At 64.7% G+C, this 16930-nt stretch carries 15 protein-coding genes; 2 read left to right on the top strand and 13 right to left on the bottom strand.

Annotated features, from left to right (window positions below; genetic code table 11):
• Window positions 1–105: 105 nt before the first annotated feature.
• The 9 genes from AC1Q64_RS03715 to AC1Q64_RS03675 form a co-directional block, all read right to left on the bottom strand.
• On the bottom strand, window positions 106–813 hold the full coding sequence (locus AC1Q64_RS03715; protein ID WP_015014902.1) for an HAD-IA family hydrolase: 708 nt from the start codon (window positions 811–813) through the stop codon (window positions 106–108).
• A gap of 100 nt (window positions 814–913) precedes the next feature.
• Window positions 914–1990 (bottom strand): LacI family DNA-binding transcriptional regulator, encoded by a 1077-nt coding sequence (locus AC1Q64_RS03710; protein ID WP_492250514.1) that lies wholly within the window; start codon window positions 1988–1990, stop codon window positions 914–916.
• Entirely contained in the window at window positions 1987–3012 is a 1026-nt protein-coding gene (locus AC1Q64_RS03705) for a 2-hydroxyacid dehydrogenase (protein WP_492250513.1), read from the bottom strand. Before AC1Q64_RS03705 ends, AC1Q64_RS03710 begins: the two co-directional genes overlap by 4 nt.
• Window positions 3009–3959: a sugar kinase gene (locus AC1Q64_RS03700; RefSeq protein WP_492250512.1), complete on the bottom strand. Its 951-nt coding sequence runs from the start codon at window positions 3957–3959 to the stop codon at window positions 3009–3011. The genes AC1Q64_RS03705 and AC1Q64_RS03700 overlap by 4 nt, the downstream gene beginning before the upstream one ends.
• Complete coding sequence (locus AC1Q64_RS03695) at window positions 3956–4711, bottom strand: sugar phosphate isomerase/epimerase family protein (protein ID WP_492250511.1); 756 nt, start codon at window positions 4709–4711, stop codon at window positions 3956–3958. The genes AC1Q64_RS03700 and AC1Q64_RS03695 overlap by 4 nt, the downstream gene beginning before the upstream one ends.
• A gap of 90 nt (window positions 4712–4801) precedes the next feature.
• On the bottom strand, window positions 4802–5581 hold the full coding sequence (locus AC1Q64_RS03690) for an amino acid ABC transporter ATP-binding protein (RefSeq protein WP_056638118.1): 780 nt from the start codon (window positions 5579–5581) through the stop codon (window positions 4802–4804).
• A gap of 27 nt (window positions 5582–5608) precedes the next feature.
• Window positions 5609–6415 (bottom strand): transporter substrate-binding domain-containing protein, encoded by an 807-nt coding sequence (locus AC1Q64_RS03685; RefSeq protein ID WP_015014908.1) that lies wholly within the window; start codon window positions 6413–6415, stop codon window positions 5609–5611.
• Between the two features lie 65 nt (window positions 6416–6480).
• Window positions 6481–7134 carry an amino acid ABC transporter permease gene (locus AC1Q64_RS03680; protein WP_492250510.1) on the bottom strand — a complete coding sequence of 218 codons (654 nt, stop codon included), beginning with the start codon at window positions 7132–7134 and terminating at the stop codon, window positions 6481–6483.
• Between the two features lie 12 nt (window positions 7135–7146).
• Entirely contained in the window at window positions 7147–7818 is a 672-nt protein-coding gene (locus AC1Q64_RS03675) for an amino acid ABC transporter permease (RefSeq protein WP_056064535.1), read from the bottom strand.
• A gap of 202 nt (window positions 7819–8020) precedes the next feature.
• Here AC1Q64_RS03675 and hemH point away from each other — a divergent pair, with 202 nt between their 5' ends.
• Window positions 8021–9133: a ferrochelatase gene (gene hemH, locus AC1Q64_RS03670; protein WP_492250509.1), complete on the top strand. Its 1113-nt coding sequence runs from the start codon at window positions 8021–8023 to the stop codon at window positions 9131–9133.
• Between the two features lie 207 nt (window positions 9134–9340).
• On the top strand, window positions 9341–11827 hold the full coding sequence (locus AC1Q64_RS03665; RefSeq protein ID WP_492250508.1) for a Lon protease family protein: 2487 nt from the start codon (window positions 9341–9343) through the stop codon (window positions 11825–11827).
• Between the two features lie 170 nt (window positions 11828–11997).
• On the opposite strand, the gene AC1Q64_RS03660 is transcribed toward AC1Q64_RS03665, so the two are convergent.
• From AC1Q64_RS03660 to AC1Q64_RS03645, 4 genes are all read right to left on the bottom strand, one after another.
• Window positions 11998–14394, bottom strand: coding sequence for an AAA family ATPase (locus AC1Q64_RS03660; protein WP_492250507.1), 2397 nt, complete (start codon window positions 14392–14394; stop codon window positions 11998–12000).
• Between the two features lie 98 nt (window positions 14395–14492).
• Window positions 14493–15368 (bottom strand): alpha/beta hydrolase, encoded by an 876-nt coding sequence (locus AC1Q64_RS03655; protein WP_492250506.1) that lies wholly within the window; start codon window positions 15366–15368, stop codon window positions 14493–14495.
• A gap of 71 nt (window positions 15369–15439) precedes the next feature.
• Window positions 15440–16240, bottom strand: coding sequence for an alpha/beta fold hydrolase (locus AC1Q64_RS03650; RefSeq protein ID WP_492250505.1), 801 nt, complete (start codon window positions 16238–16240; stop codon window positions 15440–15442).
• A gap of 174 nt (window positions 16241–16414) precedes the next feature.
• On the bottom strand, window positions 16415–16840 hold the full coding sequence (locus AC1Q64_RS03645; protein WP_492250504.1) for a hypothetical protein: 426 nt from the start codon (window positions 16838–16840) through the stop codon (window positions 16415–16417).
• Between the last annotated feature and the right edge of the window lie 90 nt (window positions 16841–16930).

Here is a 16930-nt window from a genome sequence, read left to right as displayed (position 1 = left end):
GGGGTCGCTGAGCGACGATGGAGTGTGACCTGATCGGGCAGCGGCATCAACCGCCGCGAGCCCAAACCTTGACCTGAGGCAAGAAACCGAACCCAGCGAAACCGGTCAGGCCAACAGCCGGCACAGCGCGGTAAGGCTGTCCACCGTGGCATGGGGCGGTGTGTCGTCGTGCGGCCAGGGGTGGTTGGCACTGTTGATCCACACCGCCTGCATGCCTGCATTCAGCGCGCCCTGCGCATCCAGTGTGGCGTCGTCGCCCACGTGCAGCACCTCGTGGGGCAATACATCCACGGCCGTGGCGGCCGCATGGAAGATGCGCACATCGGGCTTGGCGATGCCAAAGTCCGACGCGCTGATGCTGTGGCGAAAGTAGTGGCCGATGCCAATGCGGTGGATATCGGCATTGCCGTTGGACACCGCCACCACCGGGTAGCGCGCTGACAAGAAAGCCAGCGTGTCGTGCGCATCGTCAAACAGCTCCACCCGTTGCCGCTCGGCAAAGAACAAATCAAACGCCGGTTCGGCCAGCGCGGGCTCGTCACCGGCCTGCGTCAGCGCCAGCCGGATGGACTCGCGCCGCAGCGCGCTCAGGTCGCCCTTCAGGTCGGGGCGCAGGGTCACCATCTGGTTGCGGATCGCGCGCAGCGCCTCGGTGTCCGAGAAGAGTGCCGCTGTGGCGGGCGCGTGGTGGGTCAGCCAGTCCAGCAGCACACTTTCGGCCCGCGTGATGGTGGGCCAGATGGGCCAGAGCGTGTCGTCCAGATCGATGGAGATCGCACGGATGCGGGAGGTGTCCAGAGAGGGATTTGGCACAGGGCGCACCTGAAGGATGAAGGCGAAAAAAGAGGCCCCGGCGATGCACCGGGGCGAGGGCCGCAAAGCATACCGCAGGCCTTTGCGGAATGCAGACCGTTCAACCCGGGTCTGGCGCGCCCGCAGGCCCCAATGAAGATCCGCGCACCACCAGCAAGCCCGGCAGCAGGCTCTCGCGTGCAGGGCCTTCCAAGCCGTTGATGCGCTCCAGCAGGCACTGCGCTGCACGTTGCCCGATGGCATCGGTGGGCTGGGCCACCGCGCTCAGGCCGGGCCGGATCAGCGACGCCCACTCAGGGTCGTCAAAGCCCACAAAACCCAGCTGCTGCCCAAACGTCCACCCCATGCGCGAGACGGCCGCAGCCACCCGCAGCGTGACCACCGAATTGCCCGCCACCACCGCGCAGCGCTCGCCGGGCCGGGCCTGCCGCAGCAGATCGGTGAGTGCCTGGTCCAGCACCTCGTCGCCCTGCTCGGCTGCCAGCTCCAGCACCGTGCCCCGCACTGCCGAGCGTTTGAAGGACGCCAGCGCACGGAAGGCCTCCGTGCGCTCGATGCGGGAACTCACGCCCAGCAAGGGTTGGGTGATGTAGAGCAGACGCTGCCAGCCTTGCTGCTGCAGGTGGGCACAGGCTTCGCGCATGGCGCCCTGGTTGTCCAGCGAGACGAAGTCTGCCGCCAGCCCGGCGTGGCGCCGGTCCACCAGCACGGCGGGCTTGCCGTGCAAGGTGTTCACATCCGCCTGTCCCTCGCCCTGCCCCAGCGTGTTGAGGATGAAGCCATCCACCTGGTAGCTGGCCAGCGCGTCGATGGCCGCGCGTTCGCGCTCGCGGTCGTTGCCCAGGTTGAACAGCATGACCAGGTAGCCCGCGTCCTGGCATGCTTTCTCGGCCCCGCGCAGCACAGCCACCGAATAGGGGTTGGTGATGTCGGCCACCACCAGGCCAATGAGCCGTGAGCGGCCATGGCTCAGCGCCTGGGCCATGGGGCTGGGCACATAGGCCAGCTTGGCGATGGCCGCCTCGACCCGCGCTGCAATGTCGGGGCTGAGCAGGCGTTCACGGTGGTTGAAGTAGCGCGACACCGTGGCCTTGGACACACCGGCCTCGGCCGCCACATCGGCGATGGTGGGGCGGGCGCGCAGCGTGGCGGAGGGTGCAGGTGTCGGCGGGCTCATGCGGGTACGGCGTTGTACACGGCGGCGGGCCGCTCGCCCGCCAGGGCCTGCAGCAGATTGGTGGTGGCCAACGCGGCCATGGCATGGCGCGTGTCGTGCGTGGCCGAGCCGATGTGCGGCAGCGGGGTCACGCGCGGGTGGGTGCGCAGGGGCGACGCCAGCGGCAGCGGCTCGGTGGCAAACACATCCAGCCCCGCTGCGCGCAGCGGGCCATGGTCCAGCGCGTGCAGCAGGTCTTGCTCCACCACGGTGGCACCCCGGCCGCCGTTGATGAAGATGGCGCCGGGCTTCATGGTCGCAAACATTTCGGCATTGACCATGCCCCGTGTGCTGTCCGACAAAGGCAGCATGGCCACCACAAAGTCCGACTGCGCCAGCAGCGCAGGCAGCGGCGTGTGGATGGCCTTGCCCTGCAACTCAGGGGCCTGGGTCGCCAAGTCCACCGGGCGGCGGGCGTGGTACATCACAGGCATGCCAAACCCCAGCGCGGCGCGGCGCGCCACGGCCTGGCCAATGCGGCCAAATCCGAGCAGGCCCAGCGTCTTGCCATGCACATCGCTGCCAAACAGGTCTTCTCCAATATTCTTCGTCCACCGGCCCTCGCGCACCAGCTGCGACAGCTCCACCAGCCTGCGGCTGGTGGCCATGAGGAGGGCAAACACCGAGTCTGCCACCGTTTCGTCGAGCACTCCGGGGGTGTGGCACAGCATGATGCCGCGCGCCTGCAGCACGTCCAGCGCGTAGTTGTCCACGCCCACCGAAATGCTGGACACCACCTGCAGCCAGGGCGCACGCGCCAGCACGGCAGCATCGATGGGAAAGCTGGAGCCGATGAGCCCGTGCGCCTGCGCCAGCGCCGCGTCAAACCGTGCGCGCTCGTCGGGCTTGCGCGGGTCGGCCACTGTCACGTCGTGCACGGCTGTCAACCGCGCGAGCTGGTCGGGCGGCAGCTCGCGAAACACCAGCACCTGCTTGCGCGCGGGGCTTGTGCTGCCGTCTGTTGAAGGTAGCGCCAGGCTCACAGGCCCGCCTCCTGCAGCTGGGCACGGGTGGGCAGCCCCTCGGTGTCGCCCAGCACCTGCACGGCACGCGCACCAATCCAGGCACCGCGGCGCACGGCGGCAGGCACGGTCAAGCCTTCCAGCAGCGCGCTGATCACGCCCACGGCAAAGCCGTCGCCCGCGCCCACGGTGTCCACCACCTGGGCCACGGGCACGCCGGGAACGCGGCCGGTGCCGGCCACGTCGCTGTCGTAGTACGCGCCCTCGGGCCCGAGCTTGACCACCACCAGCTTGGCGCCTCGCTCGCGGTAAAAGCGCGCCACGCCTTCGGGGGTGGTTTCTCCGGTCAAAAACACGCCCTCTTCCATGCCCGGCAGCACCCAGTCGGCATAGGTGGCCAGGGTGTTGATCCAGTGGCGCATGGTCTCGGGCGACGACCACAGCGTGGGGCGCAGGTTGGGGTCGAACGAGATGGTGCGGCCCGCAGCGCGCATCACCTCCAGCGTGCGAATGGCGGCCTGCAGGCTGGTGTCGGAGATGGCGGCAAACACGCCTGTGGCATGCAGGTGGCGCGCGGACTGCAGCCAGGGCTCGTCCACATCGGAGGGGCCCATCTGGCTGGCGGCAGAGCCCTTGCGGTGGTATTCCACCTGCGGGTCGCGGCCATCCATCACGCGCTCTTTGAACTGGAAGCCCGTGCGCTGGGTGGCATCGCACACCACGTGCGAGCAATCGATGCCTTCGCCCTGCATGGCGGCCAGCAGCGCGCGGCCCATGGAGTCGGTGCCCAGACGGCTGGCCCAGCCCACCTTCAGGCCCAGGCGCGCGAGGCCAATGGCCACATTGGTCTCGGCCCCGGCCGTGCGCTTGTGAAAGCCGGTGGCGTTCTCCAGCGGACCAGGCTCGTTGGCCACCAGCAGCAGCATGGCCTCGCCAAACAGTGCAACATCGAAGGCCGGCGTGGTCATGCAGCCTCCCGTGCAGCGCGGATAAAGGCCACCTGCTCGCGCGTGACAGCCACCAGGTCGCCGCCCACCAGCGGATATTCAATGGCATGCGGCACATCAGCAGGCAAGGCACGCAACACGGCGCGCCAGGGCGCCACCGAATCGGCCAGCGGCACCGCCACCCACTTGGCGGGCAGGCGCTGCACGCCCTTGCAGTGCACATAACGTACATAGGGCGCCAGGGCTTGCGCGGCCTGCAGCGGGCATTCGCCCTGCCAGTGCCAGTTGCCCATGTCAAAGGTCATGCCCAAATCGAGCCCGGCCTGTGCCTGGGCCGCAAAAAAAGCCTGCATGGCGGCCAGCGTGCCGGCGGTGGCGGTCTGGTCGTTCTCGATCACCAGCTCCACCTGCGGGGCGGCCTGCAGCAGGGCTTTAAGGCGTTGCAGCGAGGCATGCGATTGCGGCAGCGTCGGGCCAAAGCCGCCAATCGACATCTTCAGGCGCGGAGCACGCAGCACCTGGGCGGCCTGCACGCCACGTGCAAGGGCTGCTTCATCCAGCTCGCCCTGCGCGGTCCAGAGGCCTTCGGGGCTGGAGTACACCGCCGCCCGGCCCGCCAGCGCGGGCAGCTCGGTGGCCGCATCGCGCAGCAGCTCGCCACGCACCTCCACGCCGTCCGCGCCCGCTTGCTGGGCCAGGTCGGTGCACCACAGCTGGCCGTGGCGACCGGTTTCGGCCGCGCCGAAGGAGGACAGGGAAATCAATACCTTCATGTGTTTCTTTCAGGCCGCGCCCCCACGGGGCGAAGGCCATCAACCGCACGACCTGTCGGGTCTCGATGTGCGTGGGTCTGTGCGTGGGTTTCAATGTGCGTGGTGTGAACTCAGGATCTGGCCCAGGAACTGCCGCGTCTTGTCGTGCTGCGGCTGGCCGAAGAACTGCTGCGGTGGCGCCTGCTCCAGGATCTTGCCGTCGGCCATGAAGATCACCCGGTCGGCCACGCTGCGGGCAAAACCCATCTCGTGCGTCACGCACAGCATGGTCATGCCGTCTTCGGCCAGGCTGATCATGGTGTCCAACACTTCCTTGACCATCTCGGGGTCGAGCGCCGAAGTGGGCTCGTCAAACAGCATCACCTTGGGCGCCATGCACAGCGCCCGCGCAATGGCCACGCGCTGCTGCTGCCCACCCGACAGCTGGCTGGGGTGCTTGTGCGCCTGCTCGGGGATGCGCACGCGGGTCAGGTACTTCATGGCCACTTCTTCGGCCTGTGCCTTGCTCATGCCGCGCGAACGCATAGGAGCCAGCGTGCAGTTTTCCAGAATGGTCAGGTGCGGGAACAGGTTGAACTGCTGAAACACCATGCCCACTTCGGCGCGCACGGCATCCACGTTCTTGCCGCCAGCGGTCAGGTCGATGCCATCGACCTCGATGCGGCCCTTTTGCACCGTCTCCAGCCGGTTGATGCAGCGAATCAGCGTGGACTTGCCCGAGCCCGATGGCCCGCAGATCACGATGCGCTCCCCTGGCCGCACCGACAGGTTGATGTCGGTGAGCACCTGGAAGCTGTCGTACCACTTGTTGACCCCTTCCATGCGGATGATCGGCGGTGTGCCGGGGGCGGTCGTGACTGCGTCGCTCATCAATGGCTCCTTATCGTTCAGGCAGGCTTACTGCAGCTTGGGCAGGTCAGCGCCCAGCCACTTCTGGTACAGCTTGTTCAGCTCGCCATTGGCAGTGTTGCGTGCCACAAAGTCGTTCACGGCCTTGGTCAGCTCGTCCTGGCCGGGGCGCAGGGCGATGCCCATGGCCTGCTGCAGCAGGTTGAACTTGTTCTCGAAGGTGTTGGCGGGCACGCGCTTGGCGATCTGCGCCGCCACCGTGACCGAGCAGCCAATGGCATCGACCTGGCCCGAGATCAGCGCCTGCATGGCCGACGCGTCGTCGTCAAAGCGGCGGATTTCGGTGCCCTCGGGCGCCGCCTTGGTCACGGCCACATCCTGCGTGCTGGCGCGGGCCACGCCCACGCGCACGGTCTTCAGGTCTGCCGCGCTCTTGATGTTGGCACCCGTCTTGCCGTACAGCACGATGGTCGCGGCTGCATAGGGCTGCGAGAACTGCACCTGCTTGGCACGCTCGGGCGTGATGGCCAGCGAGGCCACCAGCACGTCGACCTTGTTGGTCAGCAAAAACGGGATGCGGTTGGGGCCGGTGACGGGCACGATGTTGGCCTTCACGCCCAGGTCCTTGGCCAGCAGCTTGGCCACGTCGGCGTCGTAGCCGTCGGGCTGGTTTTGGGCGTTGGTGGTGCCGTAGGGCGGAAAGTCCACCAGCATGCCGATGGTGATCTCACCCTTCTTCTTGATGTCCGCCACGGACTGGGCCGAGGCCAGCGGCGCAAAGGCCGTGAGCGCGGCACCCAGGCCCAAGGCGGCCAAAGCGGCGGTGGCGGTGCGGCGTTGCAAAGAAAAAGTCATCGCATGTCTCCTGGTGGTTGGTGTGAACGAGAACAGAAAGAAAAAAGAAGGTTGCGGCGCGTGGCTTAGCGCGCCAGAGCACGAGCGCGCTTGCGCTCCATGCGTGCGGCCAGCAGCGACAGCGGCCAGCAGATCACGAAGTACAGCGCGGCCACGGTGGTGAACACATGCAGCGGCTGAAAGGTGGCGTTGTTGATGATCTGCCCCGCCCGCGTGATCTCGGTAAAGCCGATGATGGCGGCCAGCGATGTGCCCTTGATGATCTGCACCACGAAGCCCACCGTTGGCGGCAGCGCAATCTTGAAAGCCTGGGGCAGCACCACAAACCGCATGCGGGCCACGTACTTGAGGTTCAGCGCCTGCGCGGCCTCCCACTGGCCGCGTGGCACGGCCTCGATACACCCGCGCCAGATCTCGGCCAGAAAGGCTGCGCTGTTGAGCACCAGCGCCACGCCCGCGGCCACCCAGGGGTTGATGTCAAACCCCAGCACGGGCGCACCAAAGAAGATGAGGAACAGCTGCAGCAGCAGCGGCGTGCCCTGGAACACCTGGATGAACACGCGCGATGCATTGCGTGCCGCAGCGTTCTCTGAGGTGCGCGACAGCGCCACCACCAGCCCCAGCAGCGCACCGCCGACGAAGGCAATGGCCGACAGCGCCAGCGTCCACTGCGCGGCCTGCACGATGAAAAGAAACTCGGAGAGTCCGAAAGTACGCATGGCAGGTATTCCTCAGCGACGGTCTGGGTAATTCAGCATGCGCTGATAGATCAGCTTGAACAGCGCCGAGAAACTCAGCGCCAGCGCCAGGTAGATGGCCGTCACCACGATGTAGATCTCAAAGCTGCGGAAGGTCTGCGACTGCAGGTTGGCCGCCACCGAGGTCAGGTCGTCCGCCGAGATCACCGACACCACGGCCGAGCTGAGCATCAGCAAGATGAACTGGCTGGTGAGCGCCGGGTAGATGGCCTTGAGCGCGGGCTTGAGGATCACAAACCGGAAGATCTCCCACGGCTTGAGGTTGAGCGCCTTGCCCGCCTCGATCTGCCCCTTGGGAATGGACTCGATGCCCGCCCGCACGATCTCTGCCGCATAGGCCCCCAGGTTGACCACCATGGCTGTCAGCGCCGCCGTGTAGGGCGACCAGCGCAGGCCGATGGATGGCAGCGCAAAGAAGAAGAAAAACAGCTGCACCAGAAACGGCGTGTTGCGGATGACCTCGATGTACGCATTGATCAAAAACCGCAGCCAGCCCGGCCCGCCGGTCTTGCCCCAGGCGCAAAAGATGGCCACCACCAGCCCCAGCAAGGTGGCGGTGAGCGACAGCTGCACGGTGATCCAGGTGCCCTTGAGCAGCAAGGGCCACGCGGCAAACACGGCATCGAACTGGAACTGGTAATTCACGGTGGACAGTCGTTATTCCAAAGTGGCGCCAGTTTATGAAACCGGTTTCATAACCACATCAGGGAATACCCGATGCACCTCGAAAAGGGGCTCCAAACACCTGAAGACGCCATGCCCGGCGCTGATCTCGCAGGCAGTGGTGTGCCGGGCGGCAAATAGGCTCCCAGCCCGCACTGGCCCGGCGCGTGGGTGAAAATGCCGCATGCCTTCCTTCCACCCCGAACCCCCTTTCACTCACGGCCAAGCCGACCGCACCGCTGTGCTGCTGTGCAACCTGGGCACGCCCGACGAACCCACGGCCCCGGCCGTGCGCCGCTATCTGGCGCAGTTCCTGGGTGACCACCGCGTGGTGGAGATCCCCAGGCTGCTGTGGATGCCCATCCTGCACGGCATCATCCTGCGCACGCGCCCGGCCAAGTCGGCCGCCAAATACGCCAGCATCTGGACGCCCGAGGGCTCGCCCCTGGCGCACTGGACGGCCAAGCAAGCCACGCTGCTGCGCGGCTGGCTGGGCGAGGCGGGCCGCGCGGTGCTGGTGCGCCACGCCATGCGCTACGGCAACCCGTCCATCGCCAGCCAGCTCGATGCGCTGAAGGCCGAGGGCGCCACGCGCATACTCATCCTGCCGCTGTATCCGCAGTATTCGGCCACCACCACGGCCAGCGTGTTTGACGCCGTCTACACCTGGGCCGCCGCCACGCGCAACGTGCCTGAGCTGCGCTTCGTCAACCACTACCACGACGCCCCCGGCTACATCGACGCCCTGGCCCGCACCATCGAGACGCACTGGAAGCACCACGGCCAGCCCGACCAGCTGGTGATGAGCTTTCATGGCGTGCCCGAACGCACCCTGCACCTGGGCGACCCCTACCACTGCGAAGCACGCAAAACCGGCCGCCTGCTGGCCGAGCGCCTGGGGCTGCGCGAGGAGCGCTACCGCATCACCTTCCAGTCGCGCTTTGGCAAGGCCAAGTGGCTGGAGCCCTACACCCAGCCCACCATCGAGGCGCTGGGCAAGGCGGGCACGCGGCGGGTGGACGTGGTGTGCCCCGGCTTCACCAGCGACTGCCTGGAGACGCTGGAGGAAATCAACATGGAAGTGCGCGAGGCCTTTTTGCACGCGGGCGGCAAGGAGTTTCACTACATCCCCTGCCTGAACGACAACCACCACTGGATCACCGCGCTGAGCCGCGTGGCACAGCAGCACCTGGCGGGCTGGCCCACCGAGGCCCCCACCGCCGCCGCACTGGCCGATGCGCGCAGCCACGCGCTGGCCGGTGGTGCGCCTGCCGGGGTTTGCCCGGTGGCGCACTGATACGCATGCCCATGCCATTGCGCATGCGAACGCGAAAGCGAATGGCACCGGGTGGCCTGCGCGCCCGGCGCCATTCACTACATTATTGATAGCACCCAGGGCATATTGCACTAGCGCATCTGCCCGTTTTGGCTCATATTTTGGTCGCCAGGTGCTGCACGGCTGCCTGCCACACACTCCGCACCGCCCCTTCCCACACCCACATCAATGCCTGCTTTTGCCCTTGCCCCCCACCAGTTGCGTCTGACCATTGACCCCGCCACGCTGGGCTTTGCCAGCACCGCCGAGCTGCAAGACCTGCCCCTGCCCTGGATCGGGCAGGAGCGCGCCCAAGCCGCCGCGCAATTTGGTCTGGCGATGCAGCAGCCGGACTACCACCTGTTTGTGCTGGGCGAAGTGGGCAGCGGGCGGGCGTCACTGTTGCGCCAGGCCATGCAGGCCGAGGCCGCGAAACGCGCGGTGCCGCCCGACCTGTGCTACCTGCACCACTTTGACCAGCCCGACCGCCCCCGCGCGCTGCGCCTGCCCGCAGGCGAGGGCCGCCTGCTGCGCCAGGGCCTGGCCAACATGGCGCGCAGCCTGCAGGCCGACATCCCCAAACGCCTGACCAGCCCCGACTTCAAGGCCGAGGCCGAGCGCATCGAGAAGACCTGGCAAGCCCAAGAGACCGAAGCCTTTGCAGCGCTGGACGCATTTGCCGAGGCGCGCCAGTTCCGCCTGAGCCGCGAGGCCGGGCACATGGTGTTCACCCTCACCGGCCCCAAGGGCCAGCCGCTGACCGAAGGCGAAGCTCGCGCCCTGCCCCGCGAGCGCCGCGCCGAGATCGACGCCGCAGAGCTGGAGCTGCGCGCAGAGATCGCCAAATTTCTCGAAGCCACCCGCCCGCTGGAGCGCGCGCGCGACGATGCCCTGGCCGCCCTGCGCCGCCAGACCATCAAGCCCCTGGTGGAGCACGCGCTGCACGGCATCCGCCAGGGCCTGCGCAAGCAGATCAAGGACGCCGTCAAGCTCACGCAGTGGCTGGACCAGGTGGAACGCGCCGTGCTGGACCACATCGACCTGTTCGAGCCAGGTGACGCTGAACAAGGCCAGGACGCCGAGGACGACCGCAAGGACGCGCTGGACGACCTGCTGGCCCGCTGCCAGGTGAACGTGGTGGTGGACAACCACGGCCGCACCAGCGCCCCGGTGGTGGTGGAAGACAACCCCACGGCCCGCACCCTGTTCGGCAGCATCGAACACGGCGCAGACGCCGACACCGTGCAGGCCGACCACGCCAGCATCCACGCGGGCAGCCTGCTCAAGGCGCATGGCGGCTTCATCCTGCTGCATCTGCACGACCTGGCCGCCGAAGAAGGCCTGTGGCCGCGCCTGCGCCGCTTTCTGCGCTGTGGGCGCCTTCAGATCGAGGACGGCAGCGGTGGCGGCGGCCCCGCCCATGCGACCGGCGGGGCCGTGGCACTGCAGCCCGAGCCGGTGGACGTGGATGTGAAGATCGTGCTGATCGGGTCGGTGGAGGAGTACTACGCGCTGCAAGAGGCCGACCCCGACGCCGCGCGCCGCTTTCGCGTCAAGGTGGACTTCTCAGACCGGTTCATCGCCACCCCCGGCACCCACCAGTCGTCTGCCATCCTGGTCGCGCATTGCTGCAAAAAACGCGGCCTGCCCCACTTTGCCGCCGACGCTGTGGCCCTGCTGCTGGAGCAATCGCACCGCGAGGCCGACGACCAAGGCCGCCAAAGCGCGCGCTTTGCCCACACCGAAGCACTCGCCATCGAAAGCGCCGCCCTGTGCCAGGCCCGCGCAGGCACCCTGGTGCAAGCCGTCGACGTACAAGCCGCCCTGGCCGCCCGCACCCTGCGCCACAACCAGCCCGAAGAAGAACTGCACGAGTCCATCACCGAAGGTGAGCGCCTGATCACCCTGCAGGGCTCCATCACCGGCCAGATCAACGCCATGACGCAGATTGACCTGGGCGACTACCGGTTTGGCTTTCCGGTGCGCATCACCGCGCGCACCTTTGCCGGGCAAGAGGGCCTGCTCAACATCGAGCGCGAAGTCGATATGTCTGGCCCCATCCACGACAAAGGCGTGCTCATCCTGCACAGCTACCTCACCGCGCTGTTCAGCCACGTGGCGCCACTGGCGCTGAACGCTTCCATCGTGTTCGAGCAGGAATACAGCGGCGTGGAAGGCGACTCGGCCTCGTGCGCCGAGCTGTACGCGCTGCTGTCCAGCCTGTCAGGCCTGCCCCTGCGCCAGGGCATCGCCGTGACCGGCGCATTGAACCAACACGGCGAGGTGCTGCCCGTGGGCGGCATCAACGAAAAGATCGAAGGCTGGTTCCGCGCCTGCGCAACCGCAGGGCTGGACGGCACCCACGGCGTGCTGATCCCCGCCCGCAACCAGCGCCACCTGATGCTGGACCGCAGCGTGCTGGACGCGGTGGAGCGCGGGCTGTTCCACGTCTACACCATGGGGCATGTGAGCGAGGGGATTGCGCTGCTGACGGGGGAGGCGTCGGGAATGAGCCCGGCGGAGTTGCTGCAGGCGCAGGCCGATGAGTTGGCCGGAGGCGCGGCCACGGTGGAAGACACGGTGATGCAGCGAGCGGAGGTGACGCTGCGGGCGTATCGGAGGGCTTGTCAGGTGGCGGGGGGCGCGCGAAGGGGGCGCGTGGTTCGGGGGCGGTAGATTGGTGGTGGCCTGCAAAATTGAATGCTCGGCTTTCCGACTGCTTCGCAGCGATTGCTGCCCATCGACTCCGCAACTTGAATGACGGCTCTTTGCAGTGCGCAAGTCATTCCGTGATAGCAGCAAAGAGTTGCACGCAGTCGGAAACCATCTAGGTAATACCGGTCGATTCAACCTGCTCGCTCCGGCTCTCCAATACTTTTTACCAACGAGTTGTACTGGTGTGGATCTTTTTCATAGATCTTATCCAGAACATAATTGGCCAATTTTGGAATCTCTGGTATCTCCACGGGCTTCATGCTTCGATCAAAAATTGACTCTAAGTGCGAGAGCTCGTTGTTGAGACGATTGATTAAAGCGACCGCTAAATCATCATCACCAAAAAACTTTTTCATGCGCTCAAAGCTGTCGTTTTGATTTTCGTGGTGAGGATATTTGTAAAAAAGAAATGCCTCAAGAAATTTTCGCAAATTATTGCCAAATGAATAAAAAGGCTCATGCGAAACCTTTGCATATTCTGCATCACGACACTTGTAGATCTGATGGAACAGGTAATTGAATTCGGTGATGTATTCTTTGAGATAAGAAGGCATTAGCGAGATGGCACTGGCGCCGCCGTTTCTCTCAATCAAGAAGTGCTGGCTGCCTCCGTGGTTCTTTTCCGGCGGCTGAGACAGCTTCTTGAGATACTTCAAGAAATCCAGATTGTGCGTTGAAATAAATAGTTGTTTGTAGCGGTATGAATTTGAGCCATCTTGATTCTTGTTGGACTTGGCAATCAAGCTTTCAATCAAGCTGAACATGAAGAAAATGTGATTTCCGTCCAAGCTTGAAATCGGATCATCAATATAAATTATTAATTCTCTGCCTCTGCTTTCTGGATCTTCAAGTTTGGCCATGAAGTAGCAGAATGCGATGAGGCTGCATTCGCCTTCGCTCAGGTTGTACGCCGACTTGCCGTTGCGGGTGATCTCAAACTTGACAGTCGCTTTGTCTGCACCATCGCGCGCTTCCAACTTGATTCCGTCATGGCCGAAGAAGTTGTTGAGCAATGCATTGACTCTTTCCGCCCCCTTGCGCTCGTCCTTCTGTTTGGCCCGCAATGTCTGGACCTCAGCCTCGGCTTCACGAATCTCTTTTTCTGCATCGGTGAATGCCGTGCTTGCGGTATCAGCGGTGGTCTTGAGGGTGGCAATCCGGCCAAGCTCCTTGTCATAGGTTATGGCCTCAGCGAAGGCGAAGACATCAGCCAGGCGAAGCGCCTCTCTCGCACTGGTTTTGTCTTTTTCTAACGTGGCAGTCTTGCCGTTGCTCGTGCCGATCAGCGCATTGATGTCGGCAACGTGCTTTGCGATTTCCTTGGCGTCATGGGACGGAGCCTTGAGGGTCGTGGGCTGGAACAAGTTGTTCTTCCGAGTCTCAAGCGAATTCTTCAGCGCCTCCAGATCCTTCTTGTAGACGGCCAGAGCTTGAGACAGGGCCTTGCTGCTGGTTTCAAACGCTGTGCGCTCGTCAGCGTAGAACTGAGCACCGGCGAAGGTGTTGAGTCCCGCGACGGTGCCAATTTCGGTCGTCACTGACTTGATAGAGGCATCCAAGGCTGTTTCCAGATCGCCAGACTCCTTGCTGAAATGCTCATCGAGCACCTGCCAAATGTCGTGCGGCAGATCCTGTCGGCAGAAGGCACATGTATCGCGCTTCTCGCGGTGATGCCCCATACCCTGCTTGACCCAGAGTTGCAAGGCGCTGTCTTTGAGCAGTTCCTCAATGGCCTTGGTTGGCGTGATCGTCTTAGACAGTAACGGTTCGGCTGTGGCCGACAAGGACTCCAGCTTGAGGGTAACAGCCAAGGTGCCAGTGATGTCAGGCAGGGCTTCCTGCTTGAGCAGACTCAGTTTGACGGCCTGCTGCTCAGTCGTAAGGGCGACAAAGCCAGCCTTCTTGGTGGATGCAATGTCGCTTCTGATAGATCCAATGTTGTAGACAGCACTGCCGTACTGACGGTTCTTCTTGATCTTTTCATTGGCATGGACGCGTAGTTTCTCTTCTAGGTCACTGGACGCATTGGTGTGGGCAGACTTGGTGCGATCGCGCTCTTTCTTCTTGGCTTCCAGATCAAACCGAAGCCCTGCCTTGCCTTCCACGCTGCCAAGCTTGGCTTCAATCGCGGCGATGGCGTCGTCAATCTCTTTGTTCTGCTCACCGACTATTGCAAAGGTCTTGATTACGCCACCAGCTTCCTGATTGACCAGAAAGCTAAGGTTGTCGGTGACGAAGTCGCGGTTGTAGACCCGCACGTCGTAGTTGTGGGCTAGCAAGCCGGTATGGGAGACAACACCTTTGTCACCTGTCAGGGTGAAGGCCGAGTCAACATAGTTCTGAGGAAGTTTGCGAGTCTCCAGCGAACGAAAGACGCGCGAAAGGGTTGTCTTGCCAGAATAGTTACGCCCGTACAGCACGTTGAGACGCTTGAAGTACTGAACATTTCTGCCACTGTCTTTGACCGATTTTTTCCAGTCCAAACCTTGGAAGCTGCCAAAGCTGGCTATGTCTATCTGATTGATCATCGACTCAGTCTCCCTATAGTGGTTTTCAGGCTATTTGCAATATTCGGGACAGGCATCTGTTAAATCGTCACCACGGCGCCGAGCCTCGACTACGCCCTCTACAACCGATCCCGTAGCCACGCCACCACATCCCCCGTCACCTCCTCCCGATTCGTCTCATTCAAGATTTCATGCCGCGCCGCCGGGTACAGCTTGACCGTCACATCGGCCACACCGGCATCCCGATACCGCTGCCCCAGTTGCTCCAACAAGACCCCACCCGCAGCCAGCGGGTCCGCATCGCCTGACCCGATCAGGATGGGCAAGTCGCTGCGGATGCGCGCGAGCAGCGCGGGGTCGGCCAGCCGGGGCGCGGGGGCGAAGAGTGAGGGGATCACGTCGGGCGGCACGTCCCAGCCGCACCACGGGTCGGCCACATAGGCATCGACCTCGGCAGCGTCGCGCGACAGCCATTCGTAGCCGGTGCGGTGCTCAAAGCCTGCGTTGAATGCCGCGAGCCCAGCGGGCGCATCGGCGGGGGCGTTGGCCATGGCGGCGGCCAACAGGTCAAGGGCGGTGGAGCCCGACAGGATGACGCCGGACCAGATGGATGAATGGTCCAGGATGGCTGCCTGCGCAGCGAACGAGCCCATGGAGTGGCCGAAAAGGAATACGGGCAGTTGCGGCCCGTGCTGCGCACGCAGCAGTGCGCCGAACTGGGCCACATCGGCAATGAGGCCGCTGAAGCCAGCGCTGCCAAAGTCGCCCAGCTTGCCACCTGCCGTGCGCCCGTGGCCGCGATGGTCCACGGCGTGGACGATGAAGCCTGCGGCGTTCAGGGCCCGCGCAAAGCGGTCATAGCGCTCGCCATGCTCGGCCAAGCCGTGGGAGATTTGAACGACGCCCACTGGTTGGCCCGGGGTTTGGGCCCAGGTGTAGGTGGTGACCTGGGTGCCGTCTGCGTTGGATTGGAACGAGGAGGTGGTGGTGCTCATCGTTTCATTCTGGCACGGGGTTTGGTTGCCACGCCATGATGAAATTGCCACTGGCGTGGCCGCCACCGCTTTCAGCGTGGCGCGCGGGCGGCCTGCAATGCTGCGCGAATTGCGCTGACCACGGCTTCGGGCTTCTCCAGCGGAATGCCGTGCCCGCTGTCCACCCACACCTGGGTGGAGCCGGGGTAGAGGTGGGCGAAGTCGGCGCGTTTTTGGCGCACCTCTTCGGCCAGCGCAGATGACGCCCCCGGGGTTTGCAGTGCGCTGAGCACAAACACGGGCAGGGTTGGGTCCACCGGCAGGCTGACAACGCGCTGCCCCGTGGCATCCAGCGCTGCCAGCTCTTGTTTGACGACATCAGAGGTGCCCAGGCGGAAGGCCACTTTCAGCCATGTCGGCCACAGGGCGGGGTTGCCAGCCCCGCGCATCTGCTCGGGGTGTGTGGAGTCCACCAGCACCAGTGCCGCCACCTCTGCGGGGTATTGGCGCGCATACAGCTGCATATACAGGCCTCCCAGCGAGTGGCCGACCAGCACATAGGGGGGCGGTAGCTGGCGGGCCCTGAGCAAGGCGCGCAGCTCTTGCACCACCTGCGCCCCATCGCGCGGCTGGGGGGAAGCATCGCTGCGGCCGTAGCCCGCGCGGTTGTAGGCCAGCGCGCGGGTTTCTGCCACCGTGTCGGGCCAGACCTTGGACCACCAGTCCAGCCGGGCGCCCAGCCCGTTCTCGAACACCACCACGGGGGTGCCCTGCCCCGCCTGCACGTACTCCACCGTGCGCCCGTCCACCGTGTCGGTGGTGGCGCCGGGCAAGCTTGCGCAACCGCTCAAGCAGACTGCCAGCAGCAGGCTGGCCCAGTGCCATCGGTTCATGGTCTCAAGTCCTTTGCATACAGGTTCATGGCCCGCAGGCCAAAGCTGCGCGGTGCCATTGAGAGCGGCTCACAAAGCTCAGCGAAGCGGTTCTGGCCAGGCGCTGTGTCGCAGGCAGTACGAGCAGTACGACAAGACACAGCAACGACGCCAGAAGATTTTTGTGAGCCGCTCTTAGCAGCGGCCCGCCGTGCGCAGCAGTGCATTGCATTCCTTGGGCGCAGCGCGGCCCTGTGGCTGAGCGGCTGCTGCCGGTGCCTGGGCGCCACCAGTGCCCGCGCCGCCCACCATGGCGGTGCAGATGGCGTCGGAATGGGGTGTCTGGCCGAAGCTCATGGCCTTCTGAAAGCCCGTTGCGCCGTACAGGTAGCACCGGTAGCTGGCGCCGTCGCGGGTGTTGACGGTGTAGTTGATGCGGCCGCCGGTTTCCTCCTGCCGGTCGGTGATGGTGAACTGGCCTGCCGTGCGCCCAATGGCTTGCCCCGTGCGCTGCTCCAGGCCCGCCTGGTCGAGGGTAGACGCGCAGCCGGTGAGGAATGCCACGGCTGCGACGAGGCCAGCGGCGGAGGTGAGAGACAGGGGGTGGTTGCGATGGTTCATGGTGTGAGTGGCAGTGATGGGAGGTGGTGGGTGAGCGAGCGAAACCGTGTGTGCAACAAGATGGGTGATGACGGCCGGGCCGCAGCAAAT

This window comes from Acidovorax sp. GW835-FHT14G06 (assembly GCF_058793595.1).
Note: the sequence above shows the minus strand (reverse complement) of the source record. Positions and strands in the feature narration are given on the sequence as shown.